Origin of the sequence: Paractinoplanes maris, from assembly GCF_023544465.1 — a bacterium.
Lineage (GTDB): Bacteria > Actinomycetota > Actinomycetes > Mycobacteriales > Micromonosporaceae > Actinoplanes > Actinoplanes maris.
Map to the genome: position 1 here is coordinate 285,160 of NZ_JALPVL010000003.1, position 25,234 is coordinate 310,393.

General features: G+C 67.6%; 29 protein-coding genes. All 29 read left to right on the forward strand.

Going from position 1 to position 25,234, the window contains the following annotated elements; translation table 11 throughout:
* Positions 1 to 84: 84 nt before the first annotated feature.
* The 29 genes from NAG42_RS10230 (at position 85) to NAG42_RS10365 (ending at position 25,210) form a co-directional block, all read left to right on the forward strand.
* Positions 85 to 318, forward strand: coding sequence for a hypothetical protein (locus NAG42_RS10230; RefSeq protein WP_250029770.1), 234 nt, complete (start codon positions 85 to 87; stop codon positions 316 to 318).
* The gene (locus NAG42_RS10235; protein ID WP_250029772.1) at positions 311 to 499 is read left to right on the forward strand and encodes a hypothetical protein; all 189 of its coding nucleotides are present in this window, start codon (positions 311 to 313) and stop codon (positions 497 to 499) included. The genes NAG42_RS10230 and NAG42_RS10235 overlap by 8 nt, the downstream gene beginning before the upstream one ends.
* On the forward strand, positions 492 to 743 hold the full coding sequence (locus tag NAG42_RS10240; RefSeq protein ID WP_250029774.1) for a ParB/RepB/Spo0J family partition protein: 252 nt from the start codon (positions 492 to 494) through the stop codon (positions 741 to 743). Before NAG42_RS10235 ends, NAG42_RS10240 begins: the two co-directional genes overlap by 8 nt.
* The gene (locus tag NAG42_RS10245) at positions 740 to 1,315 is read left to right on the forward strand and encodes a hypothetical protein (RefSeq protein WP_250029775.1); all 576 of its coding nucleotides are present in this window, start codon (positions 740 to 742) and stop codon (positions 1,313 to 1,315) included. The genes NAG42_RS10240 and NAG42_RS10245 overlap by 4 nt, the downstream gene beginning before the upstream one ends.
* A 130-nt stretch (positions 1,316 to 1,445) precedes the next feature.
* Positions 1,446 to 1,958: a hypothetical protein gene (locus NAG42_RS10250; RefSeq protein ID WP_250029777.1), complete on the forward strand. Its 513-nt coding sequence runs from the start codon at positions 1,446 to 1,448 to the stop codon at positions 1,956 to 1,958.
* 14 nt (positions 1,959 to 1,972) lie between these two features.
* Positions 1,973 to 3,262 carry a PBSX family phage terminase large subunit gene (locus NAG42_RS10255; protein WP_250029778.1) on the forward strand — a complete coding sequence of 430 codons (1,290 nt, stop codon included), beginning with the start codon at positions 1,973 to 1,975 and terminating at the stop codon, positions 3,260 to 3,262.
* A 19-nt stretch (positions 3,263 to 3,281) separates the two neighbouring features.
* Entirely contained in the window at positions 3,282 to 4,730 is a 1,449-nt protein-coding gene (locus NAG42_RS10260; protein WP_250029780.1) for a phage portal protein family protein, read from the forward strand.
* Between the two features lie 12 nt (positions 4,731 to 4,742).
* The gene (locus NAG42_RS10265) at positions 4,743 to 6,263 is read left to right on the forward strand and encodes a hypothetical protein (protein WP_250029782.1); all 1,521 of its coding nucleotides are present in this window, start codon (positions 4,743 to 4,745) and stop codon (positions 6,261 to 6,263) included.
* A gap of 3 nt (positions 6,264 to 6,266) precedes the next feature.
* The gene (locus NAG42_RS10270) at positions 6,267 to 7,205 is read left to right on the forward strand and encodes a hypothetical protein (RefSeq protein ID WP_250029784.1); all 939 of its coding nucleotides are present in this window, start codon (positions 6,267 to 6,269) and stop codon (positions 7,203 to 7,205) included.
* Between the two features lie 34 nt (positions 7,206 to 7,239).
* The gene (locus tag NAG42_RS44845) at positions 7,240 to 8,859 is read left to right on the forward strand and encodes a phage protease (RefSeq protein ID WP_250029785.1); all 1,620 of its coding nucleotides are present in this window, start codon (positions 7,240 to 7,242) and stop codon (positions 8,857 to 8,859) included.
* Positions 8,860 to 8,861: 2 nt separating this feature from the next.
* Entirely contained in the window at positions 8,862 to 9,221 is a 360-nt protein-coding gene (locus tag NAG42_RS10280; protein ID WP_250029787.1) for a capsid cement protein, read from the forward strand.
* A 95-nt stretch (positions 9,222 to 9,316) separates the two neighbouring features.
* Positions 9,317 to 10,252 carry a phage major capsid protein gene (locus NAG42_RS10285; RefSeq protein ID WP_250029789.1) on the forward strand — a complete coding sequence of 312 codons (936 nt, stop codon included), beginning with the start codon at positions 9,317 to 9,319 and terminating at the stop codon, positions 10,250 to 10,252.
* Positions 10,252 to 10,746, forward strand: a complete 495-nt coding sequence (locus NAG42_RS10290; protein ID WP_250029790.1) for a hypothetical protein — start codon at positions 10,252 to 10,254, stop codon at positions 10,744 to 10,746. The genes NAG42_RS10285 and NAG42_RS10290 overlap by 1 nt, the downstream gene beginning before the upstream one ends.
* Positions 10,747 to 10,853: 107 nt before the next feature.
* Positions 10,854 to 11,225: a hypothetical protein gene (locus NAG42_RS10295; protein WP_250029792.1), complete on the forward strand. Its 372-nt coding sequence runs from the start codon at positions 10,854 to 10,856 to the stop codon at positions 11,223 to 11,225.
* An 82-nt stretch (positions 11,226 to 11,307) separates the two neighbouring features.
* Positions 11,308 to 11,568, forward strand: coding sequence for a hypothetical protein (locus NAG42_RS10300; protein WP_250029794.1), 261 nt, complete (start codon positions 11,308 to 11,310; stop codon positions 11,566 to 11,568).
* On the forward strand, positions 11,568 to 12,116 hold the full coding sequence (locus tag NAG42_RS10305) for a hypothetical protein (protein ID WP_250029796.1): 549 nt from the start codon (positions 11,568 to 11,570) through the stop codon (positions 12,114 to 12,116). The genes NAG42_RS10300 and NAG42_RS10305 overlap by 1 nt, the downstream gene beginning before the upstream one ends.
* Positions 12,117 to 12,163: 47 nt before the next feature.
* Complete coding sequence (locus tag NAG42_RS10310) at positions 12,164 to 14,596, forward strand: glycosyl hydrolase family 28-related protein (protein ID WP_250029798.1); 2,433 nt, start codon at positions 12,164 to 12,166, stop codon at positions 14,594 to 14,596.
* Between the two features lie 23 nt (positions 14,597 to 14,619).
* The gene (locus NAG42_RS10315; protein WP_250029800.1) at positions 14,620 to 15,129 is read left to right on the forward strand and encodes a hypothetical protein; all 510 of its coding nucleotides are present in this window, start codon (positions 14,620 to 14,622) and stop codon (positions 15,127 to 15,129) included.
* A gap of 12 nt (positions 15,130 to 15,141) precedes the next feature.
* Positions 15,142 to 15,534, forward strand: coding sequence for a hypothetical protein (locus NAG42_RS10320; protein ID WP_250029802.1), 393 nt, complete (start codon positions 15,142 to 15,144; stop codon positions 15,532 to 15,534).
* Positions 15,534 to 15,923 (forward strand): hypothetical protein, encoded by a 390-nt coding sequence (locus NAG42_RS10325; protein ID WP_250029803.1) that lies wholly within the window; start codon positions 15,534 to 15,536, stop codon positions 15,921 to 15,923. The genes NAG42_RS10320 and NAG42_RS10325 overlap by 1 nt, the downstream gene beginning before the upstream one ends.
* 58 nt (positions 15,924 to 15,981) lie before the next feature.
* Complete coding sequence (locus NAG42_RS10330) at positions 15,982 to 16,320, forward strand: hypothetical protein (protein WP_250029805.1); 339 nt, start codon at positions 15,982 to 15,984, stop codon at positions 16,318 to 16,320.
* A gap of 78 nt (positions 16,321 to 16,398) precedes the next feature.
* A complete protein-coding gene (locus tag NAG42_RS10335) occupies positions 16,399 to 16,956 on the forward strand; it encodes a phage tail tube protein (protein WP_250029808.1) in 558 nt (185 codons plus the stop codon).
* An 85-nt stretch (positions 16,957 to 17,041) separates the two neighbouring features.
* On the forward strand, positions 17,042 to 17,443 hold the full coding sequence (locus NAG42_RS10340) for a hypothetical protein (RefSeq protein WP_250029810.1): 402 nt from the start codon (positions 17,042 to 17,044) through the stop codon (positions 17,441 to 17,443).
* Entirely contained in the window at positions 17,440 to 17,892 is a 453-nt protein-coding gene (locus NAG42_RS10345; RefSeq protein ID WP_250029812.1) for a hypothetical protein, read from the forward strand. Before NAG42_RS10340 ends, NAG42_RS10345 begins: the two co-directional genes overlap by 4 nt.
* A 44-nt stretch (positions 17,893 to 17,936) precedes the next feature.
* Positions 17,937 to 18,161 (forward strand): hypothetical protein, encoded by a 225-nt coding sequence (locus NAG42_RS10350; protein WP_250029813.1) that lies wholly within the window; start codon positions 17,937 to 17,939, stop codon positions 18,159 to 18,161.
* Positions 18,162 to 18,208: 47 nt separating this feature from the next.
* Positions 18,209 to 21,709, forward strand: coding sequence for a hypothetical protein (locus tag NAG42_RS10355; RefSeq protein WP_250029815.1), 3,501 nt, complete (start codon positions 18,209 to 18,211; stop codon positions 21,707 to 21,709).
* Positions 21,710 to 21,726: 17 nt separating this feature from the next.
* On the forward strand, positions 21,727 to 21,861 hold the full coding sequence (locus tag NAG42_RS44020; protein ID WP_284045139.1) for a hypothetical protein: 135 nt from the start codon (positions 21,727 to 21,729) through the stop codon (positions 21,859 to 21,861).
* Entirely contained in the window at positions 21,848 to 24,691 is a 2,844-nt protein-coding gene (locus NAG42_RS10360; protein WP_250029817.1) for a hypothetical protein, read from the forward strand. Before NAG42_RS44020 ends, NAG42_RS10360 begins: the two co-directional genes overlap by 14 nt.
* 9 nt (positions 24,692 to 24,700) lie before the next feature.
* Positions 24,701 to 25,210 carry a hypothetical protein gene (locus NAG42_RS10365; RefSeq protein WP_250029819.1) on the forward strand — a complete coding sequence of 170 codons (510 nt, stop codon included), beginning with the start codon at positions 24,701 to 24,703 and terminating at the stop codon, positions 25,208 to 25,210.
* Positions 25,211 to 25,234: the final 24 nt, after the last annotated feature.

Genomic DNA, 25,234 nt, shown 5'->3' on the forward strand with positions numbered 1-25,234 from the left:
GCGCATTGCGCCCACGCCCGCCTTGAGCCCAACTGCTCGGCGGGCTTTTTGCTTGTCCGGAAGTGATCAGGCAGGCGGCGCGACATGAACGCCTGCCGCCGTGTCTGGATCCACCGGGCTGCCACCATCGCCTGCATCCTGCTCGCCATCCCCGGCGTCCTGTGGTGGAAGAACTCGATCCTCTTCGTGATCCTCTTGTCGCTGTCGACCCAGGCTTACACCTCGTGGTCCAGCGCCGAAGCATCCGATGATCGGGAGCTGAGCAACCGGCTCGACCGCATCGAAGCACTCCTCGAGCGGAAGGGCGACGATGGCTGACGCCGACACCATCCGCTTCCCGCTCGAGACCATCCTGAGCGCCGGCCAAGACACCCGGCCGCTCGACACCTGCCCCGCAGGCCACCTGGTCGTCGCCGGTCGCACCCACTGGCAGCCGATCGCCCTGGCCGACCTCCAGCACCTCGTGTGCCGCTGGGTCGAACACGACCCCGATGACTGACCCCATCGAGATCCGCCTCGACCGCCTGCTGTTCCCCCGCCCCGTGCCAGCAGGGTGCGACTGGGCCGTCATCGGGCTGTGGGTCACCCACCAGCGCAAAACCAGCTCACCGATCGACCCGCCCATCACCGTCCGCCCCGAAGGCGACTACTACCGCATCGTCGACGGCCGCCACCGCACCATCGCCGGGCACCTCGCCGGCCGTGACGCCATCGCAGCGATCGTGCAACCCGACGACCAGTGACCACCGCAGTCACCTACGGCCTCGTCCTGCTGTTCGCGCTCGCCTGGGTCGCCGCATGGCCTGCCCTCGGCCAACTCGACAACGAGCTCGAGGAGGCGCCCGTGAGCCTGCGAAGCCGCATCCGCGCCTACCTCGGCACCGACACCCTCCCCCGAATGGAGCAAGCCATGGCCACCTGGACCACAGTTCTGAACGGCCTCGTCGAGCAGACCACCGCCGCGAGCGCCGCCCAGGCCACCTCGTTCACCAACCTGCAGAACGCGATCACCCGGCAGACCACCGCCATCGGTGACCTGCAGTCCCAGCTCGAAACCGCCGTCGCCAACGGCGACAGCGTCCCCGAAGGCATGCAGGCCAAGGTCGTCGAGATCTCCCAGGCCCTCGACGACATGAAGAAGGCCGCCGACACCGCCGACAACGGCTTCGAGCCTGTCGAGGAAACCCCGGCCGAGGAGCCCGTCGAGGTTCCCGGTGGGGACACCTCGCCCGTCGACCAGCCCGTCGAGCCCGGCACCGACGTGCCGCCGGCCGAAGAGACCACCGAGCAGGGCAACACCGCGCGCCGTCGCTGACCTGGAGCGTGAGCCGCGTGGGGTTCGACTCCCTGCGCGGCTCGACTTCAACCTTGAGTAGTCGGTAGTGATCTTCAAACCCGTCCTGAGACCGGATTCGTAACCGTCCGTAGAGAATCGGGGGGAATGTGTGCCTCCCCGCATCTCCGCCGAAACGCGTGCCGCGATCCTCGCCGACATCCAAGCCGGCACCAAAGGCCGCAACCAAATCGCCCGCGACCACAATGTCTCCGTCGGCTCCGTCACGAACATCGCCAAAGACGCGGGCTCCGCTGACGCCTTTGACCGGTCATCGACCAAAGAAGCCACGCACGCGGTAGTAGCGGACAACCGCTCCCGTCGTGCCCGGATCGCGTCCGAGCTCCTCGACGACGTGGCCCGGTTCCGTCAGCGCGCCTGGTCGCCGTACACGTACTACGAGCGCGGCATGGAAGGCCCCGAGCTGGTCACCCTCGACCTGCCGCCGTTGAAGGAAGCCAAAGAGGCGTACGTCGCCATCGGCATCTCGCTGCAGCGGCACGCCGAGCTGGAGAAGCTCGACGCGGACCGTGGCGAAGAGCAGGCGAAGAGCATGCTCGGCGACCTGGCGAAGGCGCTGCGCGTGGCGGCCGGCGACTCGAGCGGGGACGGCCCGCAGCGGTGATGCACTCGCTGCCGATGTCACCGAAGCAGCTCGACTTTGTGGCGAACTCCAACGCACGGATCAACGTCGCCAGTGGGGCTGTGCGGAGCGGGAAGACGATCGGGTCTCTGCTGAAGTGGCTGATGATCTGCGCGGACCCGCCACCCGGCGGCGAACTCGTCGTCGCGGCCAAGACCGCTCAGACGGCAGCGCGGAACCTGTTCGCCCCGCTGACCAGCCCTGAACTGTTCGGCGAGCTCGCCCAGCACGTGCACTACACGATGGGCGCCCCGACAGCGACGATCCTGGGCCGCCGGGTGCATGTGATCGGCGCGAACGACGCCCGGTCAGAGTCAAAGATCCGGGGCATGACGGTTGCGGCGTGCCTGATGGACGAGGCGACGCTGCTGCCCCGCGAGTTCTTCCACCAGATGCTCGCCCGGATGTCGGTACCGGACGCCACCATGATCGCCACGACGAACGCTGATTCGTCAGGACACTGGCTCCGCAAGGAGTTCCTGCTCAACGGCGACATCGATCTGCGGCAGTGGCACTTCAAGCTTGACGACAACCCGCACCTGCCGCAGGCGTACAAGGACGCATTGAAGGCGGAGTACGGGGCCGGGTCGCTGTTCTACAAGCGGTTCGTGGATGGCCTGTGGATCCTGGCCGAGGGCGCCATCTACGACATGTGGAACCCCGATGTCCACGTCGTCGATACCCTGCCGCAGATGTGGCGCTGGGTGTCAGCCGGCGTCGACTACGGCACCACCAACCCGTTCGCCGCGCTGCTGCTCGGTGTAGCCGGTGACCAGCTGTACTTGGCGTCGGAGTGGCGTTACGACTCCCGCAAGGAGCGCCGAAGCCTCACCGACGTCGAATACTCGGCCCGGCTGAAAGGTTGGCTGACCAGTTATCAGCCTCCCGGCTCCGCCCAGGTGGGCGTGACGCCGGAGATGGTGGCGGTCGACCCGTCCGCGGCGTCGTTCATGCAGCAACTCTTCCGCGACGGCTGGTCGCCCACTCCTGCTGATAACTCGGTGCTCGACGGCATCCGGCTGTTCTCGTCGTTGCTGTCCGCGAACCGGCTCAAGGTGCACCGTTCCTGCCAGGGCCTTATCGACGAGATCCCCGGTTACTCGTGGGATCCGGCGAAAGCCCTGCGTGGCATCGACGCGCCGATCAAGGTCGATGACCACAGTGCGGACGCCGGCCGGTATGCGGTCGTGACCAGTGAGGGCTCGTGGCGCCGGCCGACACCTCCGATGACGAGGCCGATCCGGATGCCGTCGGACTACGTGGATCTGACCAGCGCGGCAATGTGACGGCGGGCGGTGGGCACCTGTGACCGCCCCGTCGTCTGTGAAGGGCTACGTTGACCCGTACGTGCTGGGTAACAGCGCCTGGGGTTCGATGTACACCGACCTGCTCGAGCACGTCCCGGACCTGACGTTCCCCATGTCGATCCCGGTGTACTCGAGAATGAGGCGCGATCCGAAACTGTCCAGCATTCTCCAGGGCTGGATGCTGAACCTGCGCCGCGCGCAGTGGCAGCTCGACCCGGCCGGGTGCCGCCCTGAGGTTGTGCAACTGGTCGCTGATGGCATGGGTTTGGCGCTCAAGGGCACCGACAAGCCCGGTGCGGCTCGCCTGCGCGGCGTGTCGTGGGGGGACCACCTCGGGGCCGCCCTGCGGATGGTGCCGTTCGGCTTCTCCGCATTCGAGCTCGAGGCTGAGGTCGGTGACACCGCCCAGTTGACCGGGTTGTGGGAACGCCCGCAGTGGACCATTTCCCACATCCATGTCAACGGCAAGACCGGCCTGCTCGAGGGCGCCACCCAGGACCAGGGCGCCGACATGAAGTCGCCGCAGATGTCGGCGAAGAACCTGGCTTGGTATGTCCGGGAACGTGAGGGTTCGAACTGGGCGGGCACGTCTCTGCTGCGACCCTCATACGCCTCGTGGCTGATCAAGGAGGAGGTTCGCCGCCACTACGGCGCCGCGAACGTCCGCTGGGCGGCCGGCATCCCGGTGATGGAAGCCCTCCCCGGTACGAACCCGAACCCGGCGCAGATGGCCGAGGCCATGCAGATGGCCGCCGCTGCCCGCTCGGGTATCGCGTCGGGCGCGGCCACCCCTCCCGGGTTTGTCATGAAAATCATGGGCATGACAGGGTCCCTGCCCAATTCGCAGGAGTTTTTGCGCTGGCTGGATCAGCAGTGCGCCGCAAGTGCCCTGATGAACGCGTTCGACCTCGGCGAAACCCCCAACGGCTCCCGCGCGTTGGGAACCGTGTTCATGGACGCGTTGCTGCTGGCGTTGGAGTCTGAAGCCGAACTGGTAGCGGATGTCGCCACCCGGCAGATCGCCGCCCGGATCGTCGACTGGAACTACGGCGAGGACGAACCTGTCCCCCGCGTTGTCGTGTCTGGCGTCGGCTCCCGCCGCGAGGTGACGGCGGAGTCACTACAGCTGCTGCTCTCCTCCGGCGCTCTCGCCGCCGACCCGGGCCTCGAAGCCTGGGTGCGCCGCGAGTACCGGCTGCCTGAACGCGACGGCATGACGCCGCCGAAGGCGATCGCCCCCGGTGTGGACCTCGAGCCGGACGGCGCAGAAGTGCCAGCGGACGCCACCTTGGCCGAGTCGGTCGTAAAGGGCCTCGCCAACGGCATTGCAGCCCGCCAAGCCGACCTGGACTGGGGTTTGTTCGGTAACGCCCCTGGCGCCGAGCCGGTGCAGCCGTCCTTGTTCGACGACGAGAGTGTGGACCTGACGGGTTTCGCCCCGGCGTAGTTGGGGGCGGGTGTGGCGCGCACCTTCAACCCGGCGCAACACCCCCGGGATCGGTTCGGCCGGTTCACCAAGAGCAGGACGGTCAAGGCGAGCGCGACCGACCGCAAGGCCGCCCGTGAGGTGGCCGAGCAGTTCGCCCCGAAGCAGCTGAGCCGGCAGGAACGCGGCACCTACCTGCAGCAGATCGCCTCCCGGCAGCCGGAGGGTGCGTTCGCGGACGTGCTCGAGGCGAACCGGGCGCTGCGGTCCGGCCGAGACTCGGACGCCGCCAAGCGGGTCGACGCCGCCATGACCGAGCTCCCCGACGATGTCCTGCTGTCCCGGGCGGTCCCGCTCTCAGCGTTCGGCAACACCGACCCGGCATCGCTGGCCGGCATGAAAGTCCGTGACGCCGGTTTCGCCCCCACCCAGTTCGGCGCCGTGCGCCCCGCGGGCGGTCAGGTGCGCATGCACATCGCCGCCCCGGCCGGCACGAAAGCCGCGGTCAACCCGGACACCGGAGAAGTGGTCCTGGACCGCGACACCGAGATGGTCGTGGCCAAGGTCGCGAAGAACGAGGCCGGTGGCCACGACATGTGGCTGACCGTCCTGCCGAAGCAAGGCGCGAAACCGCGCGTTGCCGACAACGGCAAGAAGGCGGACATCCAGGCGCCGGGCGTTGCAGACAACAACAACAAGACGGACATGCCTGGCGACGACGCTGGCCGGGCCGACCTGATGAAGCTGAAGGCTCCCGAGCTGCGGGAGCGGATGCGTGAGCGCGGCCTGAAGCCGGGCCGCATGCGTAAGAGCCAGATGGTCGACGCGCTGGTCGCTGACGAGACTGGCGACAGGCAAGCCAAGGGCACCGCTGATTCGTCGGCCGCCGGGCGGGTAACCGGAAGCGACCGGGTGGATGCCGTCACTGCCGGCGCGCTCAGCTACTTCGTTGCCAGACCGAGCGGCCCGTGGGACGAATCGCTGCAGAAGATCGTCAACGAGCAGGGCTTCGACGCCCCACCGCTCGTGGGCGACCCAGAAGACCTGGACGCGAAGATCTCAGACGGCTGGGTCGAGGTGTGGCGCGGTGTCGTCGACTCACCCACAGCGACCGCCGGGCAGCAGCTGGACGAGTTCCGAACCGGCGAGTTCCGGCCCGGCAAAGGCATCTACGGCAACGGCATGTACACCTCGACCCGGTTGGAGACCGCCGAGGAATACGGCATCGGCGGCGCCGTGGTGCGCCTGGCTGTGGACCCGGGCGCAAGGATTGTCGACCACGCCGACCTGATGAAGGAATTCAAGGCGTGGAAGCGAACCTTGCCGAACCGAGGTCAGTCGACCATTAACCAGCTGCTGATGTTGCCGACAACGGACGCCGACGCCCTCCTGAAAGTCCTCGCGAACGATGAGGGCAGGTTCGCTGCCGCCCGCGGCTACGACGTGATCAGGGTCAGCCGCCGTGATGATGGGGCCACGAATTACAAGGTTGGGCAGCGGCAGGCCGACCAGTACGTGGTGCTGAACCGGTCCGCGGTGATGGTGGAGGCTTAACGCATGGATGCCGCGTTGTCCCGCCGTCTTGCTTCCTTGTTCATGGACGCCGCGGCGTCGACGGAGGAACGTGAACTGCTGGTGTCCGCCGCCGAGCAGGTGTCGACGTTCGAGGCGCTGCCCAGTGACGCGAAGGCGTTGATCGCTGAGCTGGAGGCACGCGCCGCCACGATTAAAGCGAACGCGGAGCGGGCCGAGCCGGATGTCCGCGCCGCCGCCGGTGACTCCGACGCCCAACGTCTGCAAGCGCAGTGGGATGCGGCGAAAGCCCGCCTGCTGCGCCGCTGGCCGAAACTGGCCGGCCCGATGGTCGAGGAACTGGCCGCACAGGCTGAGGCGGCGATCGAAGCCGGTGACCTGGCCGCGCTGGGCGAGCTCGAAGCGTCCGCCGCCGTGGTCGCCGCGGTTGCCGTACCGCTACGCAAGTCGGGCACGGACCTGGCCAAAGAAGCTGCTGCGGGTGTCGTGGAGGAAGCCGCAGCCCAAGACGTATCCATCACCGCCCCGGACCAGCCGGGCGCGGAGCGGGTTCGGCAGCACGCCGACGCGGTCGCCCGGATCATCGCCAACGGGTACGCGGCCGGTGCGGCACGGACAGCGCTGCAGTTGGCCGGCGCCGGACCCCAAGACGTACGCGACGAGGTTGAGCGGCACCTGACCGAACTGGGCACCTCCGAGAAAGGCATGGTCGCCGACAACATCGGCTCGCTGCTCTCGGCCGCCCAATTCGCTGGCCGCCTGGCGGTGCTTGAGGAGAACCCGGCGAAGTCCTACCGCGCGAGCGAAACGCTCGACCTGAACACGTGTCCCCCATGCCGGGAGACCGACGGCAAGGAATTCCGAACCCTCCGCGCCGCTCTGGCCGTGTATCCGCTCTCGGGGTCGCACAGGTCATGTGAGGGCCGGGCGCGCTGCAGGGGCTTCATACAGCCGACTTTCTGATCTTCCCCCGCTGACTTCCGAAAGGAGGCCAGCGGTGCCCGACATTGAGCTGGCCCGCCGCGAAGGCGTTGAACTCGTCCGAACCGGATCATGGTCCGCCGCGTCAGGCTCGTGGCAGCCCACTCGGGAGGACATCCTTTCCGCGGTCAAGGCCACTGAATGCCCCGCCGTCCGCCGCCCCCGGCTGAAGCTGGGTCATTTTGACCCCCGCTTCAACGACGGCGCTGGGGACGGTGAGCCAGCGCTGGGCTGGTTCGAGAACCTGCGCGCCACCGACGGCGGGAACACCCTCGTCGGTGACCAGGTGGCGTTGCCGTGGCTGAACCAGGTGCAGGCCGCCGCGTACCCGGATCGCAGTATCGAGGGCACGTACAAGATGCGCTGCGGGCTCGGCCACCAGCATCCCTTCGTCATCACCGCCGTCGCCCTGCTCGGTGTCACCCCGCCCGCTGTATCGGCGCTGAAGTCGGTGCAGGACCTGCCGGAAATGCTCGGTGTCGCCGCGGCTGAGGTCGACCCGAACAACGGCGAGCACGTCGAGGTCACCATCCACGCGGCCGAGGACGAGAACCAGCTGAAGAGGTACTGGCTCGGTGAAGGCCTCCAGCGCTGGGCGAACTCGGCGCACCCATGGAGAACCCTGTACCGGCTGATCCTCGAGAAGGTCAAGAACCCGGACAAGGCCAAGCGGATCGCCTCCGACTGGTACCGCGACCACTTCGGTCACATGCCGAATCAGCGTGTCAAAGCGTCTGACGGCGAGGAGGTTGTCGTCGTGTCCCACGCCCAACTGATCCGTGACGCCTGGAACGCTTCCGATCCGCCGCTGTCACAGTGGGTGCAGGAAGCCCGCCCCGACGGCGCGGTGGTGGTCGACGACACGGACCGCACTTACCGCCTGTTCCCGGTCACCTGGAACGGCGACGAGCCGGTGTTCGGGACGCCACAGGCGTACGACCCGGAACTGGACCGGCCGCTGGTGTTCGCCTCCCGCGCCGAATCCCGACCCGAACCCGAGCCGGCGCCTGACGAGCCTTCCCCCGCCAAGCCGGAGGCGCTCCTCGAGACCGTCCCGAGTGACCCCACCCCTGAACTCCCGGCCGCCGAGCCGGAGCCAGTAAACACCGATCCGAAGGAGGACCTTGTGTCCACCGATCTGAGCGCTCTGCGCTCGCGGCTCGGCCTCGACGACACCGCCGACGTGGACGCCATTACGGCGGCTGTCGAGGCGCTGAAGACGAAGGCCGAGACCCCCGCAGCGCCCACCCCTGAGATGGTTGCCGCCTCCGCTGCCGCTGTCGCCGAGCGCGACGAACTGCAGACGACGGTCACCAAGCTCTCTGAGCGTCTCGATGCGATCAGCACCGAGCTCGCCGAGACGAAGAAGCGGGAAAACGACACCGTCAAGGCGTCCGTTCTCGACGCTGCCGCCAAGGAGGGCAAGTTCAAGCCTGCCGAGCGTGAGCAGTGGGAAGCGGACTACGACGCCGCCCCGACTGCGATCACCCGCGTGCTGGCGTCCATCGCCCCCGGCACCGCTGTCCCGGTGATGGCGTCCGGCACCGTCGGTTCGGCTGAGCCGACCGGTGGCAGCGACGACGAGTGGGACGCGCTGACGGCCCTGCTCGACGGCTCGAACGCGAAGGCGGTCTGACCATGGGTGCCTACGAACCGAAGTTCCTGTACAACGATGTCGTCACCGGCACCGCCTCGGCGACCATCACCGGCGGTCAGGTCCTGATCGTGTCCGGCAACGGCACGGTCGGCCCGGCCGGTGCTGCTGGTCCCGCCGTGGTCGGTGTCGCCGCGTTCGACGCCGCGAGCGGTGAGCGGGTGTCGTACTTCCCGCGCGGCAAGGTTCACGTCTCCACCGCCGCGGGTGCGATCACGGCTGCCGCCCGGGTCGACGCCGGCGCTGCGGGCACTGTCGCGTCCGCTTCGGCGGCGGTGACGAACATCGGTATCGCCCTCACCACGGCCGCCGACACGGCGCTCGTGGAGTGGATGGAGATCTAACTCCACCCGCTCAACCCCTCCTTCAGGCCCCACGCGCTGCGTGCCGGGCCTTTTTCGTGTGCCCGGCAAACGGGCCATCTGAAAGGTGATCCCGAATGCCGGGCGCATACCCTGCCAGCGGTCCCACGCTGACCAACAACCTGGTCGCGATCGACCGTCTCCTGAAGAACCCCACCTTCCTCACCCGCCGGCTCCGGGGTATCCCGGACCTGCGGTTCGTCTCGGACCAGATCCTCACCCGCAAGATCCGCTCGACGGGTGGCGCGGCGATGGCGGAGACCGGTGAGGCGCTCGTCAACTCCCGGGCCATCGAGTCCATCGCCCCGGGCGCCGAGTACCCGCGGGACAGCCCGGCTGACGGCACCGCGATGCTGGTCAAGGTCAGCAAGTGGGGTGAGGCGACCCCGCTGACCGACGAGAAGATCAAGCGTTCGGTGTTCGCCGGCGACGAGGTCAACCGGACCCTGCGCAAGTCCGCGAACACGATCATCAGCAAGGTCGACAAGCTGACCACGTCGGCGATGGGTTCGCTGGTCACCAACACCAGTGCTGCCACCACCACGTGGGACAACGCGTCGGCGCTGCTGTTCCGTGACGTGGAGAAGGCCGCGGCGAAGGTTGTCGACCTGAACCAGGGCTACAACCCGCAGACGATCCTGATGTCGACGACGAAGTACGCGATGCTGGTCACCGACCCGGCCATCGCGGCGCTGCGCCGCCGGGAGGACTCCGCCAACCCGATCTACGGCGGGAAGATCGAGTACATCGGCAAGTACCGCATCGTCGCGACCAGCGTCGGCAACCTGCCCCGGGACTCGGTGTGGGTCTTCGACGACCAGGAGCTCGGCGGCCTCGCCTCGGAGGACGAGGTCGACCCCGGCTACGCCACCATGGACAACGGCCTGCAGTTCAAGGTCGTCCGGATCGACGCCCGTGACTCGTGGGACATCATGTGCCGCCGGATCACCGCGCCGATGGTGACCGAGCCGGCCGCCGGTATCGAGATCACCGGCACGGGGAGCCTCGGCTGATGAGTGACCGCTATCAGGTGATCGCCGAGTGCGCGTACGTGAAGACGTCGGACATGGCCGGTGTGTCGTGGCGGCTGTACGAGAAGGGCGCTGTGTTCTCGGGTGACACCCCGAACCTGCAGCACCTGCTCGACAACGGCTACGCGGCGAAGGTGGGCGGTGAGGCCACCGGTGGTGTGGACGCCGCCGGTATCCCGTCGGGTGCGTACGAGGTGGAGGTGCCGGAGGGCGTCACCTCGACACCGGTCGCGAAGACCGAGGAGCAGCTGCAGGCGGAGCGGGAGGCGGAGGCCAACTTCCGTGCCGCCGCCGATCTGGCGGAGAAGCGTGCGGCGGCGAAGGCGAAGCTGCCCGCGAACAACGAGGAGCCGGACGGCCGGGCCTCGCAGGCGGTGTGGGTGGAGTATCTGGTCGCTCGGGGCTCAAACTACGACGACGTGAAGGACGCCGACAAGGCCGAGCTTCAGAAGCTCGCCAAGCAGCAGGCGAAGTAGCTCCGGGGGAGGTCGGGCGCACGGCTTCATCCCGTGTGCCTCTTCCCCCGGTGATCGTGGGCGCCGGTGCGGACGGCCGGCGCCCACCCACCCTTCCTGGGGGTGCCATGACGATGCCGTGGCGTCCGGACCAGCAGGACGTTGTCGCCCGCCAGATGGCCGCTCAGGCGGTGGAGGCGGTCGCTGGTGTACCGGCCAAGGTGGCGGCGGTTACACCGTCTGTGGGCACGGCTGCGGTGCCCGCACTGGCGTTGGGTGCTTCAGCCCAGGTGGTCGTCCAGCTGTCACCGCCGATTCCCGGTGCCGCGTACGTTGCCATCCCCGTGCTGCACAGTGCGTCCACCTCGCTGCTGGGCAACCTCAGCGTGGCCGGGATCGTGTCGAAGGCCGAAACGTCAGTCACCGTGCTCGTCAGGGCACCGCTGCTGGCCGTGGCCTCAGGTGCGGTCCTTCAGGTCGTCGCATTCCGTACCGGCTGACCAATCTTTCATGCCGCTTCGGGCGGCCCATTCACGCTGCCCGGAGGTTGATCAAATGCCTGCGTCGCCGATTCACCGCACAATGGTCGCGGACACCGAGCTCGTGCTTCCCTTGTCTCAGAACAGCGGCACCATCCAGATCGTTGTGGTGGCGAATCCCGCAGTGATCTACTTCAACACGCGCAACGTCGCCGTCCCCGCCGTCGCCTCCAACCAGGACGGCAACTGGGTCATCCCCGCCACCCTCGCCTCCGTCGAAGTCGAGGACGAAACCGCCGGGGCGAACAGCATCGTCCGGCTCCGCTCAGCGGGCACCCCCACGATCATGGTGACGGGGCGGTAATGGGATACACGTTCCTGCCCGAACAGCCGCTCAACTCGTTCAGCCTGGTCGACGAAGGCGAAGAGGTCTTCCCCCGCTACCTGACCGGCGGCAGCAACCAACCCGTCAGCGGCCTGCTCGTGCTGTCCTACTTCTACGCCCGCAAAACCGAGACGATCTCCCGGCTCATGACGCTGACCAACGGCACCGCCGGAGTAAGCGTCACCTTCGCGGCTTTGGGCGTCTACTCCATCGACTCGGCCGGCGCGGCGACCCTCGTGGGGCAAACCGCCAGCGACACCACCCTGTTCGGCGCCACCTTCCAGAAATGGACCCGGAACGTCATAACCCCGTTCCAGAAAGTCCGGGGGCAGCGATACGCCTTCGCGCATCTGGTCGCCGCTTCAACCATGCCGAATTTCGCTGCGGTTTCCGCGAATGGGCATTACAGCGACCTCGCCCCGAAATTGGCGGCCGAAGTCAGCGGTCAAGCCAGCCTTCCGGCGAGTATCACGAATGCGGCGCAGTCGCCCACAGGACGACTCATTCAGGGCTTCATGCTGCCGTAAGCGTTCAGCCGTCGCTCCGCCCTCACCCCAGTAAGGGAGGAGGCCAGGTGGCACGCCTCATCGGCCCTGACGAGTCGGAACGCTCGGTCTACCGGACTGACGGCACCGCGCGAGCCCAGGGCATGTACGGCGTCGTGTACGCCGACCCGGGCGGCACCCAGCTCGCGGACATCCTGGCCCTCAACGGTGCGGCCATCGCCAACTCGCGGCTGACCGTGGACGACTACTCGAAGCTGCCGTTGTTCCAGTTCCCCGACGGCGCCGACACCGTGTACGTGCGGGTCAACGGTGGCCCCCTGGTCCCGTTGACGGCGGGCACCGACAACCGGCTGGACGCGCTCGCGGCGGACGCCGGAGCGGCAGGTCAGCTCATCGACGACCTGGCTGGCGGGCTTTCCGCGCTTGAGGTCAGCACCGATCAGCGCTTCGACGACCTGACGGCAGCCAAGGCCGACGTGTCCGCTGTGACGGCAGTGGCGGCCGGGCTCGCCGCGAAAGCCGACCAGTCCGCAGTCACGTCCGCCTTGTCGGCCAAGGCGGACACGTCGGCGGTAGCAGCCGCCCTCGCGGGCAAGGCCGACCAGAGTGCCCTGACCACCGGTCTCGCGGGCAAGGCTGACCAGTCCGCGGTCACTACCGCCCTGGCCGCCAAAGCTGATCAATCAGCGCTGACAACGGGGCTCGCAGCCAAAGCCGACCAGGCCACTGTGACGACTGCCCTGTCCACCAAAGCGGACCTGACAGCGGTAACAGCGGGCCTGGCAGCGAAGGCCAGCGTCATCCCCAGTGACGTGTTCGTCGGGGACTACGGTGCGGTCGGCAACGGCACCACCGATGACTCCGCAGCCATTCAGGCCGCCATCGAAGCGGTCAAGGCCACCGGCGGGACCGTCCGGTTCGCGGCCCGCACCTACGCCGCCAAAGGGCTGGTCATCTACAGCGGGGTGCACCTGCGCGGGTCCGGTGCCGCCGGGGACATCTTCTCCAACGTCGACGCCCAGCTGCCGCACAAAGGCACCGTGCTGAAACTGGTGTCGGGTGCGAACGTTGACCTGATCCGCACCCACAACTTCGACACCCTCACCGGGCAGGCCAACCCCAGCGCCTACCTGACACCGTCCCGGTTCGGCTTGCACGCCATGGTTCTGGACGGCAACAAAGGCCAGAACACCACCGGCCTGCCACTGCGGATCTTCGGTCGTACTTACGAGATCGACCACATCACCATCCAGAACGGTGCAGCCGGGGGCGCCTACTCGGAGTGGGGTGCCGGCGGGTACGAGATGGAAGCCCGCTGGTCGAACTTCACCATCACCGACTGCGACGGCACCGGCTTGGACTGGCACGGCCCCCACGACTCGCAGTTCATGAATGGGCTGGTCGCCCGCAACGACGGCCACATCGGGATCAAACTGGGCCCGACCGGTTACGTCGGCGGGGAAATGTTCGCCAACATCCACGTGTGGGGTTCGCACACCTACCAGTGGGTGATCGGCACCGCGAACGCCACGTTCACCAACTGTGTGTCCGACGGGCCCGGCGGTATCCAGGTGCTGACCAGCGGCGGGCAGTGGATGGGCGGGTCCATTTACGGCACCAACGTGCCCGGCGAGGTCGCTGTCACGATCGGCGACGGCACCACCCGCACGATCACCAGCAACAACATCACCACCCGCGTGTTCAACTACGCGAAAGGCTCCGGTCTGCTGCGGTTCTGGCCTGATCAGCCCACCCAGAAAGCGAACTGGTTCCGCCTGTTCGCGAACATGGGCGGCAACACCCGCTACTTCGTCGCCGGGAAATCGGTCACCGCCGGGTCGAACTCGTTCCCGGTGACCACCCTCGCCCTCGACGACGCGTCGTCGTTCCCGGCCAGCGGCAACCTGTACATCTCCGACGGCACCAACATCGTGACCAGTGTCAGCTACACCGGGACCGCCGGGAACACCCTGACCGGGGTGAGCGGCGGCACCGGCACATACGCGGCCGGCTCGGTCGTGTTCTCGATCGCCGGCACCGTCGGGCAGAACACTGTCGAGCTGTACGACGTGGACAACCCGATAGCCGGTGGCCTGGTCAACTACCTGCAGAGCGCGTCGCTGACCCACCAGTGGCTGTCACCGACCTCGTTCAACGTCGGCCCGCAGGTGCTGCGCCCCAACACGTCGGCGACCGCGTACCAGCAGATCCGCAACGAGACCGGCCGGGTTGATCTGGCCTGGGACAACAGCGGCACCGCGGGCGCCTACTCGTACCAGAACGGCGCCACCGTCGAAGGGCGCACCGCGACCGCGTCGGGTACCCGCACGTGGCGGCTCAACGCGGCGCTGGGCACTGTCCAACCAGGTTCGGGTGTGACCGGGTCCCGCCCGTCGGCCAGTTCGGCCGGGGCCGGGGCCATGTGGTTCGACACGACGCTGGACAAACCGATCTGGTCCGACGGCACCGCCTGGCGCGACGCCACCGGGACGACCGTCTAACCCCTGGGTGAAGTGGAGGGCCGATGACGATTCCTGCTGGCGGCGACGAGCCGATACCCGGCGACCTGCCCGAGTGGGCGCCAACGCTCGGTCGGGTAGCTATCTACGTGCCGCACCGCACTCTCGCCAAGTCGGTGCTCAGTATCACCGGGTCGCAGGATGAGTACCGCTTCACCTTCGACCAGACAACAACCCCTCCGGCGTCATCGGTCCTGAGTTTGATCGCCGACGGAGTGGCCTGGGTCAGCGCCCTGGTCACACCGCTACACGTGACGAGCCAGCCGCTAGCTTCCCTGGTCGCGGCGCTGTGGGCAGCGATCAGTTTGGAGCGGGCCTGGCCCAACGACGACCAGAGCTTGCAGCGGGCCAACGACATGGAGAAACAACTCAACACCATGCTCGCCGCGCTCATCACCGCCAACAACCGGGCCTGGGACGAAGAGGAAGGCGAAGGCGAGTACGCCCTCGACGTGCTGCCCGTGTGGTCGTTCCCCGTTCCCGACCTGCGATACGACGACGCCCGCTACTGGTGACAGGAGGCCGGCATGGCCAACGTCAAGGTCACCTTCCGCGAGAACAAGCGCGGCATCCAACGCGCAGGCAACTCCGAAGGCGCTTTCCGGGAGCTCGACCGGCGCGCTGACCGGGTCATCGACCTGGCCCTGGCCATCTACGAACCGCACCGCAAAACCGGTGACTACGGGCGCGGACTCAAGAAGATCCGTACCCGTATCGGCGGGAAAGCCGCGGTGCAGGTCGTCGCCACCGACTGGAAATCGGCGATCCTCGAGCACGGCACCCGGCCGCACGTGATCGAGCCGAAGGACAAGAAGGCCCTCGCCTGGCCCGGAGGCAGGCACCCCGTCGCCCGGGTCAACCACCCGGGCACGCCGGCCCTGCACATCCTGAGGCGGGCACTGCGCGGAGCCGGGCGCTGATGGCCGGATACGCCGACCCGGAAATCGTCGTTGGCGAGTGGCTGCGGGACACCCTCGACGCCAAGGTCTGGGTCGATCCGAAACCGCCAGCCAACGCGTGGACCACCGCTCCGTGGCTGTGGGTGCAGCGTGCCCCATCCGGCTTCGACATGCCACTGACGTTGGATGACGTCCTGCTCGATTGCAATGCGTACGCCGCTGAAGCCGACCATGCCCGCGATCTGGGGCAGCGAGTGTGGGCGGCGATGACGCTGACGTTGCCCCGGCACACCTTCGCCAACGGCCTTTTCGTCACGCGCGTCAAGGCCGAGCCAGCCCCGTTCTGGGCCCCCGATCCGCAGTACCGGCGCTCGGCGAGTTACCGCGTAGTTCTGCACGGCCTCATCTGATCCCGACTGACCACAACCCGGCAGCCGCCGGGCCATTAGCCATGCCCGGAGGAAGCCCATGCCCCGCGCAACTCTGACTGTCAACAACATCACCAAGGCAGGCATTGCCGTCCCGACTGAAACCAACGGCGACACGGTGAACGGGCACAGCCTGCCCAACGACGGGGCGAAGACGTTCCTGCTCGCCCGTAATTCCAACGGGGCTTCGACCGCTCGCACCCTGACCGTGCGCCTTCAGGGGTCCGTCGATGGGCAGGCGATCACGCCGAAGACCTACAGCATCCCGGCTGGCCAATCCCGATACATCGGCCCGTTCGACACGAGCAGGTACGGCAGCAGCGTCGCCGTTGATGTCGACAACGCCGAGCTGAAGATCACCGCTTTCCGGCTGTCCTGAGCCACCCCCACAGACCTGCGCTTCTACCCCTTACCCGGCCGGCCGCCGGGTTTCTTTTTGCCTGAGGAGGGCTGACCCATGGCGGTCGACATTGATCAGATCAGGGCGTACACCGACGGTGGCGTCTATGTGACCGACTACGGCGTGACGGTCACCGCACCGACTGACGCCGGTTCCGCCTTGAATGCCGGGTTCAAGGCGGTCGGGGCGATCTCTGAGGACGGCGTCACCGAGTCCAGCAGCCAAGATCGAACCGATGTGTTCATTTGGCAGGGCGCGACCCTGGTGCGCCGCATCCCGGGCCAGTTCTCGAAAACGTGGACCGTGGCCGTGGCTGAGGTCAACGCGGTGACCGTGTCCGCCCATTTTCCCGGCTCCACGATCACGCAGACGGTCGAGGGCCTGTCGATCGCCGAGAAGCCGCCGACCACCGATATCCGGCAGTGGGTTATCGAGGGCTTGGACGGTGTGAACAAGGAGCGGATCTACATCCCCAAGGGTGAGATCACTGAGCGGGGCGACGTGGTGTGGTCCTCCGGTGAGATCACGGTCCGCGAGTGGACCTTGTCCGGGTATGTCGACGAGCAGGGGGTCGTCGCCTACAGATTCATCGTTGACGATGCCTTGGCGCTCTGACCTGCACTAACAGTCGACGACGCCGGTCCCTAAGCGGGCGGCCGGCGTCGTCTTCTCATGCCCGCTAGCCCGCTGAGGAGTAACCATGCACGTCGAACTGTTCAAACCGAACGCGCTCGGCAAACATTGGCAGGCCCGTGTCGACGGAGGCGATGCCTTCAAGCTGCTCGACTTGGCGTTGCAGACCGACGACGACGGCAACGCCACCCTGAACCTGGTCCTACCTGTCGAATCCCTGACCATCGGCGACCCGTCGCTGGGCGCGCGATCCCCGCAGGTGCGCCCGGCCGCCCCGGAGCAGCCCGCCCCGTCAGTGTGGGGAGCCTCGGGCAAGCCGGACCCGCGCGAGAGCATCCCGGGCTGGCAGCCGGAACCAGACGAGCGAACTGTCGACCCGCGCCTGGTGATGGAGCCGGGACTCGGTGACCGCCTGGTCGACTCGGTCCGCAACATGGTGTCGCTTCGCACCATGGGGCGGCTGGCATGAGCGAGCCCTACGACCTGCAGCGGGTGTACGCGGAGCGGGCGGGCAAGCCGTTCGAGTTCACCTGGGCGGACCGGGTGTGGACGCTTCCGAACCTGCTGATGCTGGACATCGAGGTACAGGACCGCATCGAGAACCTGGACCCCGGGTCGAGCACGGTGGAGACGTTCAACTCCCTGTTCGACGACATCATGGGTGCGGAGCAGGGCGCCGAGTGGCGTCAGCAGGTCCGCCCCTTGCCCATGCTGATGGACCTGCTCGCGGCTTGGACTGAGCATTCGGGGGCGCAGTTGGGGGAAGCTCCGGCCTCCGACGACTCCTCGAAGAGCACGGGGAGGCCATCGAAGCGGACCTCGAAAGGTTCTACGGCATCCGCCTCTCGCAAGCCCTCTCGGGCTCCCCGGAAGGCCGCTACTCCGCGCGTGAGCTCCTCGTCCGCATCCGTGGCCTGACCGGCTACGAGGACAGTCTGCTGCACCGCAAGTTGCGCGGTCCGATGGCGCAGTGGGATATGCAGTCGCTGCTGTCGCGGCAGATCTTGCTGACGTTGCAGGGCGCGAACTGGCAGCGTTCGGGTGGCAAGGGTCAGAAGCCGAAACCGATCCCGTTGCCGGACGGCAAGGGCCGCGGTGACCAGCCGGCCAAGGGGAAACCGTCGGGTGCGGACATCGCGCAGCGGTTGAAGAACCTCGGGTTGATCCCGGCCGGCGCTACGGACTGATGGTCGGGGGTGCATCCCCTGTGACCTCTCCGAACAGTGTCGGATCCGTGTCGATCGAGATCCTGGGCGAGGCCCGCGGCCTGGCCAAGAAGGTCCGCAAGGACGTCGAGGACTCCCTCAAGGGCCTCGACATGGGCAAGAAGATCAAGGACTCGATCGGCAACAAGAAGATCGAAGTTCCGGTCACGCCTGACGTGGACACCGAGGCCATCACCGCGAAGGTCAAGACGGCGAAGGCGCCGAAGGTCCCCGTCGAAGTGGACCCACTGCTCAGCCAGTTCCAGCAGCAGTTGCGCCGCCAGGTTGCTTCCCTGTCGCGTCAGGTCAACGCGAACGTGCCCGTCACGGCGGACACGGCGAAGTTCCGGGCTGAGCTGGCCGCGCAGTTGCAGGCGGTTGCCCAGTCGTCGCGGGTGAAGATCCCGACGGAGCCGGGCGCGAAGGGCGAGTACGAGGCGAAGCTGCGCGCCGACCTGGCGGCGGTCGCGGCCCGGGTGAAGCAGACCGTCAAGGTTGATGTCGAGGTTGACAAGAAGGGCCTCACCGGTTCGGGCAGCGGCATCGGCGGCCTGTTCAGGGGCCTGTCGAACATCACGAAGTCGGTGCCCGGTCTGGGCGCGGTGTCGTCGGCGCTGGGCAGTATCGGGCAGCTGGCTCAGCAGGCCGCGGGTACGGCAACCCAGCTCGGCGGGAGTTTGGCCGGGTCGGCTACGCAGGCCACCGGGACGGTTGGCGCGCTGGTCGGTTCCCTGATCGCGGTGGCGGGTGCGGCGGGCTTGGTCGGTACCGCCCTGGTCGGAGCGTTCACGATCGCCATCCCTGCGGTTTCTGCGCTGGCCGGTGCGATCGCGTCGCTGCCCGGTTTGCTGACCGGTATCGGTGCGGGCATCGGCACCCTGGCGCTGGGGTTCAAGGGGATCGCGGAAGCGTTCAAGCCGTCCGGGGGCGGCGGTGGCGGCGGTGGGGGCGCGGCAGGTCAGGCCGCGAACCAGGCCCGCCAGGTCGCCGCCGCGTCCCGGGGGATCGAGTCCGCCCGCCGGGGTATCGCCGCCGCGAACCGGGCCTACGAGGCCAGCCTGCGGTCGGTGGCCGCAGCCGAGCGAGGTTTGGTCGCAGCCCAGCGGGCCGTGAAGGACGCCACCACCGGTGTCGCTGACGCTCTGCGCCGTGAAGCTGAGGCGCAGGAATCCGTCGTCAAGGCGCTGGACCGGGCCAAGCGCTCCCAGGAGGCGGTCAACCAGGCCCGTCGGCAAGCCAAGGAGAACATCGAGGACTTGGGTCGCTCCCTGCGCGGGGCGGTCCTGTCGGAGCGGGAAGCCGCGGTCGCCCTCGACGAGGCGCTGCTGGCGTTGGATGTGGCCCGCCAGTCCGGTGATCTGCGGGAGATCCAGAAGGCGCAGCTCGCGTACGAGCGCGCTCAGTTGGCGATCGAGGAAACCGCTGACGCGACCGGTGACCTGGCCGAAGAGGCGGACGACGCGAACAAGAAGGGCGTCGAGAACTCTGATCTGGTGCAGGACGCGTTGCGGGATCAGGCCGAGGCGTGGAACGCGGTCGAGGACGCCCAGCAGGGTGTGATCGACGCGAACCGGGCGGTCGCTGACGCGCAGCAGGGTGTGATCGACGCCCAGAACGGGGTCATCGACGCCACCGACGCACTCAAGTCGGCGCAGGACGGCGTGGCGTCGGCTATGGACGGGCAGAAAGCGGCGGCGGAAGGGCTGAAGTCGGCCCAGGACTCGTTGGCGGCGGCGCAGCAGAAGGTCGCTGCGGGCGGCGGCGCGGTGGCCAAGGAGGTCACCAAGCTGGCGCCGGCCGCGCAAAGGTTCGTGGACGCCATCAAGGCGTTGAAGCCGGCGTTCGAGGATTTGCGGCTGGACGTGCAGCAGCGGCTGTTCGCCGGGCTGGACAAGACGGTCACCAACGTGGGCCGGGAGTGGATCCCCCGCCTCAAGGTGACGCTCGGCAGCTACGCGGACACGTTCAACTCGTTCTTCAAGAACCTTGGTACCGCGATCACCGCGCCGAGGTTCATGGACGACATGCAAGCCGGGGCGGAGTCGTTCCGCAAACTGCTCGAGCGGGTCGGCGGGGCCATCACCAGCGACCTGGTACCCGCGTTCGGGACCCTGTCGAGGGCGGCCGGACCGTTCATCGAGAAGCTGGGCGACGGGTTGGCCCGCATCGTCGAGAAGTTCTCCCAGTGGGTGGAAGACGGCCGCAGGTCGGGGGCGCTGGCTGACTTCTTCGACCGGGCCTCGCAAGCGCTCGAGGACATCGGCTCGGTGGGCTACGAAGTGTTCCGGATCATCGGGAACATCTTCGAGATCATCACCGGGTCAAGCCCGAAGTCCGGTGCGAACCCGTTGCAGCAGTTCCGTGACGGGCTCAAGAGTGTCGCCGACTACCTGGACAACCCGGCCAACCAGGAAAAGATCCGCGGGTTCATCGCCAAAGTCCAGGAGTCCATCACCAAGGCGTTCGTCCTGGCCAAACAGGTCAAGAGCATCTACGACGATGTGAAGTCGGCGCTCGGTGGTGGCGGGGACACCAGCACCCTGGGCCAGGACATCGGCGCCGGGATCATCACCGGCGTGCTGGCGGGCTTGAAGTTCCAGGGTTCGCTGATCGGTGATGTGCTGCTCGGCTACTTCAAGGGTCAGCTCGAGTCGGTCAAGAACTTCCTCGGCATCAACAGCCCATCGACGGTGTACGCCGAGGTCGGGCAAAACCTGATTGCTGGTCTTGTCGTCGGCATCGGTGCGGGGTTCGGCAAGCTGCGCGCGAAGGCTGGCGAGATCCGCGGTGTGGTCGTGAAGGCCACCAACGGTGTCAGCCAGTGGTTGGTGTCGGCAGGGAGATCGGCTGTGGTCGGCCTGATGAATGGGCTGTCGCAGTCGTACAACGCGCTGCGCTCCCGGGCCAGCCAGGCGAAGACGTACATCGTCACCGCGCTGAACGGCGCCGGGAATCTTTTGGTCACCGCCGGGAGAAACGCCATCGTCGGCCTCGGCAACGGCGTGGCGCAGATGTTCAACAATCTGCGTGCGCGGGTGTCGCAGGCGCGCGGCTACGTGGTGTCGGCGCTCAACGGTGCCGGGAACCTGCTGGTGGGTGCAGGGCGGGCCATCATCCAGGGCTTGATCAACGGCATTTCGCAGATGATCGGCACCTTGGGCAGTTACCTCAACTCGATCGCCGGGTTCGTGAAGGACAACAAGGGCCCGATCGAGAAGGACCGGGTGCTGCTGGTCGACGAAGGCCGGGCCATCATGTCCGGCCTCATCTCGGGGATCGCATCACGGAAGGACGCGCTCGCCTCCGAGCTCGCCGACGTGACCGCCCTGGTGGCCGGCACGTCGATGCCCGGTTTGGACGCGGCGATGGATGTGGGCCGGGTCGCGTCGAGCCTGGCGGTGGCGGACTCGAAGCAGTTGCAGCTGGGCTGGCGGTCGGGCAGTACCGGTGACCGGATCCTGGATGCGATTGCCGAGCATATCGACGCCCGATACCGCGGTGACGTGCAGGCGGCGCTCAGCAGGACGTAGGCCGGGCGGGGTGAGTCATGCACGACGGTGACGCCCAGCCCGGCCGGGTTTCGGCGGCCTGCTTCGACGGCCTGGACGGCTGCGACGACGAACTGTGCGCCTGCTGCTGCCACGACGAGCCGTCGGAGGTGAGCCGTCTTGCCGTTTCCTGACAGCGACGACCTCGAGGTGACGGTGCGCGCGGGTTTCGGTGCGGACCTGACCGCGGCCCCTTCCTCGTGGGCGATGACGGACTTGTCGTCGCGGCTGGTCACCGAGCAGCCGATCACGATCAGCCGGGGTGTCATCGTCGGGTCGGGGCCGCGCCGGACGAGCGGGTGCACGATCACCCTGCTCAACGACGACGGGGCACTCACTCCGGAGTTGGTGACCAGCCCGTTCTGGCCGTATGTCGACCTGGGCACCCCGATCGACTTGTCGATCCGCACCCAGACTGTCCCGTACCTGTCGGACTCGTTCACCCGGACGGTCGCCTCAGGTTGGGGCACCCCCGACATCGGGCCGGCGTGGGGTAACACGGCCGGGATGTCGGTGGCCAGCGGTGTCGGCCGGTTCTCCCATTCGGCGGCGAACACGATCCGCACCGCCCGGCACCCCTTGGCCCACCGCGACGTCGACCTGACGTTCACGACCAGTCTGACCGCGGTGGCCCTCGGCGACCCGATCCGGATCGGCCCGACGTTGCGCGCTGATTCGTCGGCGCAGAACTTGTTGTGGCCGATGTTGTCGTTCGACCCGGGCGGCACCATGCGGTTTGCGATCTTCCCGTTGGTCGGTGGGGTGTACCAGCCCAGCACGGTGGTCAGCATTGCTGGCCTGACGTACGGGGCGGGCACCCTCATTCGGGTGCGGATCCGGTGGGTCGGGGACCGGTTGCAGTGCCGGGCGTGGCTGGCCGCGAACACCGAACCGGCCACGTGGACGGTGGACGCCCTGTTCACCGGGTTCGCCGCGAACACCCATTTCGGGATCGCCGCGTGGGTGCTGGGCAGCAACACCAACACGTTGCCGAACATTGTCACCGTCGACGACCTGAACCTGTCCCAGCCGAAATACCCGAGGCTTGAAGGCTTCATCGCGGATGTGCGGCCAAAGTTCCGGCCCCTCGGCGACGGCACCACCCACGGCGTGGTGGAGATCGACATCGGTGGGGTGAACTCCCGCCTCGAACGGCGCACCGCGGACCCGGTGTCCCCGTTGCGCCGGTCGATTGAGAAGTTCCGGACCCCGCCGGCCGATTACTGGCCGTTGGAGGACCAGCGGGCCGCGACCTCAGCCGCGCACGCGTACCCGGGTGGGCCGCCGATGGTGGCGTCCGGCCCGGTGGTGTTCGCCGCTGAGGTGGGAGTGCCGGAGGACCAGTTCCTGTCCCGGTTCGGTTCCACCGCCCTGTGCAGTGTGGCGGCGGGGGCGAAACTGACCGCGTCGACGTCGTTGGCGGGTGCGGCAGGGCCGTGGGGTGTGGGCATCCAATGCGACGTGTTCGCCCGGCAGGTGCCCGGCGTCACTGAGATCCGCATCATGGAGTGGCAGACCCCGAGCTCGTTCATCACCCGGTGGGCTTTGGTGTGCACCACCACCGGGCACGCCGTGCGCGCCTATGCGGCGGACGGCACGGTCACCGACGTCGTCAACTTCTCCAACAACTACGTGGCCCTGCTGCCGCTCGAGGTGTGGGCGTCGCAGTCCGGCGGCAACATCTTCGTGCAACTGGTGATCAACGGCAACGTTGAGGGCACCGGCAGTATCGCGGGGACGTGCACCCAGCCAACCCGGGTGATCGTGAACCCGGGGATGGCGAACACCACCCTGGCAACCACGGTCGCCGGTCTGCGGTTCACCGTCGGGCATGTCACCGTCCGGAACACCGCCACCGTGACATTGCCGTATTACTTCGACGGCCCTCAGGCGTTGATCGGCACCCTGGCGTGGGCGCGGGAACCCGTGCACTTGCGCCTGGACCGGCTGGCCCGGGTCGAGGAAGGCATTCCGTTCCGGCTGGCCGCCGACGTGGACACATCAGCCCGCACGTTGATGAACGCCCAGCAAGAGGGAGGGTTCGTCGAGCTGTGCACCGACACGGCCGAGGCGGACAGCGGCGCAATCTTGTACGAGTCGGCGTTCGGCTACGAATTCCTGCCCAGGAGTGCCCGCTACAACCAGCCGGTGAAGCTGACCGTGGACATGGCCACCTACCGCCGGTCCGGCAGCACGGACCCGGCGGATGTGCTGGTCCCGAAGTTCGGTAACCGGGGCCCGAACCTGTGGACGGTGGAACGCCGCAACGGCTCCCAAGCGGTCGCTGCCGCCCCGAAAGCATTGCGGGACCGCCGGGGCACCGTGTCCGACAAAGCCACCCTGGATTTGCTGTACGACACCGACCTGCCGTCACACGCGCAGTGGCGGGTCCACACCAACGTGGACGGGACCGGCCCCAACTACCCGGGCATGAGCATCGAGTTGCACGCCAACCCGGACCTGATCGACGGGTGGCTGGCCTGCAACCTCGGGTCGCGGGTGCAACGCACCAACCAGCCCACCATCGCCGGCACCCAAGTCATCGACCAAGTCATTGATGGGATCACCGAGACGTTCACCGCCCGGCAGTCGTCGGCCGGTGCCGGCTGGACAGTCACCGTGGACACGTCACCGGCGGACGTGTGGGATGTGCCGGTCTACGACGACCCGGACGCCCGCTACGACTCCGCCACCACCACCCTGGCCGAGGATCTGACCACCGCCGAGACGTTGTGGGATGTCCGCACCGTCAACGCCGGTGATGTGTGGTCGACCACCGAGACACCGTACGACGTGGTGGTGGACGGCGAAGTCTGCACGGTCACCGCCTGCACGGCCGCGTCGTTCTCGGGCGGCTACTGGAACCAGACGTTCACCTGCACCCGGGCCGTCAACGGCATCGTCAAAACTCACAGCCTGGGCGCGGAAATCCACATCGCCAACCCGGGCTTCTACGCGCTTTAGGAGGCTCACGTGGTCGCAGCAGGCGGCAGGATCTACGCCTCCGACATCAACGACATCGTCGCCGGCACCACCGGGAAACCGTTGTGCGTGGCGAGGCAGGCCACCGGCGGGCAGACCGTCAACCACAACTCGGCGACGGCGATCCTCTGGGACACCGAGGATGTGGACACCCACGGCATCCACTCCACGTCCAGCAACACGGACCGGTTCACCCCGAACAAGGCGGGCTGGTATTCGGTGCGGTCGACGGTGGTGATGGCGTCGCGGGCCGACTATCTGCGCCTCGACGTGGTGGCCGAGCAGAACGGGTCGTCACCGTTGTCGTCACGTACCCGGGAGGCGGCTGCGCAGACCAGCGGTTCCGCGTCGGCGATGAACGACGTTGACGCCTACTTCAACGGCACCAGCGACTACGTGAGAATCCTCGTCACCCAGACCAACGGGGCGTCAGCGTCGGCGACCACCGGTGGTACCGGCTCGTTCGGCTCGAGTGTGCGGATCGAGTACATCCGGCCGTGACCGGCCCATGAACGGGGTGTTCCG

What these genes read in the sequence shown, in the direction of transcription:
- NAG42_RS10340 (WP_250029810.1), top strand. Translation starts at nt 17,042, where the DNA reads ATGCACGTCGAACTGTTCAAACCGAACGCGCTCGGCAAACATTGGCAG.
- NAG42_RS44020 (WP_284045139.1), top strand. Translation starts at nt 21,727, where the DNA reads ATGCACGACGGTGACGCCCAGCCCGGCCGGGTTTCGGCGGCCTGCTTC.
- NAG42_RS10315 (WP_250029800.1), top strand. Translation starts at nt 14,620, where the DNA reads ATGACGATTCCTGCTGGCGGCGACGAGCCGATACCCGGCGACCTGCCC.
- NAG42_RS10330 (WP_250029805.1), top strand. Translation starts at nt 15,982, where the DNA reads ATGCCCCGCGCAACTCTGACTGTCAACAACATCACCAAGGCAGGCATT.
- NAG42_RS10300 (WP_250029794.1), top strand. Translation starts at nt 11,308, where the DNA reads ATGGTCGCGGACACCGAGCTCGTGCTTCCCTTGTCTCAGAACAGCGGC.
- NAG42_RS10290 (WP_250029790.1), top strand. Translation starts at nt 10,252, where the DNA reads ATGAGTGACCGCTATCAGGTGATCGCCGAGTGCGCGTACGTGAAGACG.
- NAG42_RS10295 (WP_250029792.1), top strand. Translation starts at nt 10,854, where the DNA reads ATGACGATGCCGTGGCGTCCGGACCAGCAGGACGTTGTCGCCCGCCAG.
- NAG42_RS10345 (WP_250029812.1), top strand. Translation starts at nt 17,440, where the DNA reads ATGAGCGAGCCCTACGACCTGCAGCGGGTGTACGCGGAGCGGGCGGGC.
- NAG42_RS10230 (WP_250029770.1), top strand. Translation starts at nt 85, where the DNA reads ATGAACGCCTGCCGCCGTGTCTGGATCCACCGGGCTGCCACCATCGCC.
- NAG42_RS10320 (WP_250029802.1), top strand. Translation starts at nt 15,142, where the DNA reads ATGGCCAACGTCAAGGTCACCTTCCGCGAGAACAAGCGCGGCATCCAA.
- NAG42_RS10240 (WP_250029774.1), top strand. Translation starts at nt 492, where the DNA reads ATGACTGACCCCATCGAGATCCGCCTCGACCGCCTGCTGTTCCCCCGC.
- NAG42_RS10255 (WP_250029778.1), top strand. Translation starts at nt 1,973, where the DNA reads ATGTCACCGAAGCAGCTCGACTTTGTGGCGAACTCCAACGCACGGATC.
- NAG42_RS10335 (WP_250029808.1), top strand. Translation starts at nt 16,399, where the DNA reads ATGGCGGTCGACATTGATCAGATCAGGGCGTACACCGACGGTGGCGTC.
- NAG42_RS10325 (WP_250029803.1), top strand. Translation starts at nt 15,534, where the DNA reads ATGGCCGGATACGCCGACCCGGAAATCGTCGTTGGCGAGTGGCTGCGG.
- NAG42_RS10235 (WP_250029772.1), top strand. Translation starts at nt 311, where the DNA reads ATGGCTGACGCCGACACCATCCGCTTCCCGCTCGAGACCATCCTGAGC.
- NAG42_RS10285 (WP_250029789.1), top strand. Translation starts at nt 9,317, where the DNA reads ATGCCGGGCGCATACCCTGCCAGCGGTCCCACGCTGACCAACAACCTG.
- NAG42_RS10270 (WP_250029784.1), top strand. Translation starts at nt 6,267, where the DNA reads ATGGATGCCGCGTTGTCCCGCCGTCTTGCTTCCTTGTTCATGGACGCC.
- NAG42_RS10280 (WP_250029787.1), top strand. Translation starts at nt 8,862, where the DNA reads ATGGGTGCCTACGAACCGAAGTTCCTGTACAACGATGTCGTCACCGGC.
- NAG42_RS10305 (WP_250029796.1), top strand. Translation starts at nt 11,568, where the DNA reads ATGGGATACACGTTCCTGCCCGAACAGCCGCTCAACTCGTTCAGCCTG.
- NAG42_RS10350 (WP_250029813.1), top strand. Translation starts at nt 17,937, where the DNA reads ATGGCGCAGTGGGATATGCAGTCGCTGCTGTCGCGGCAGATCTTGCTG.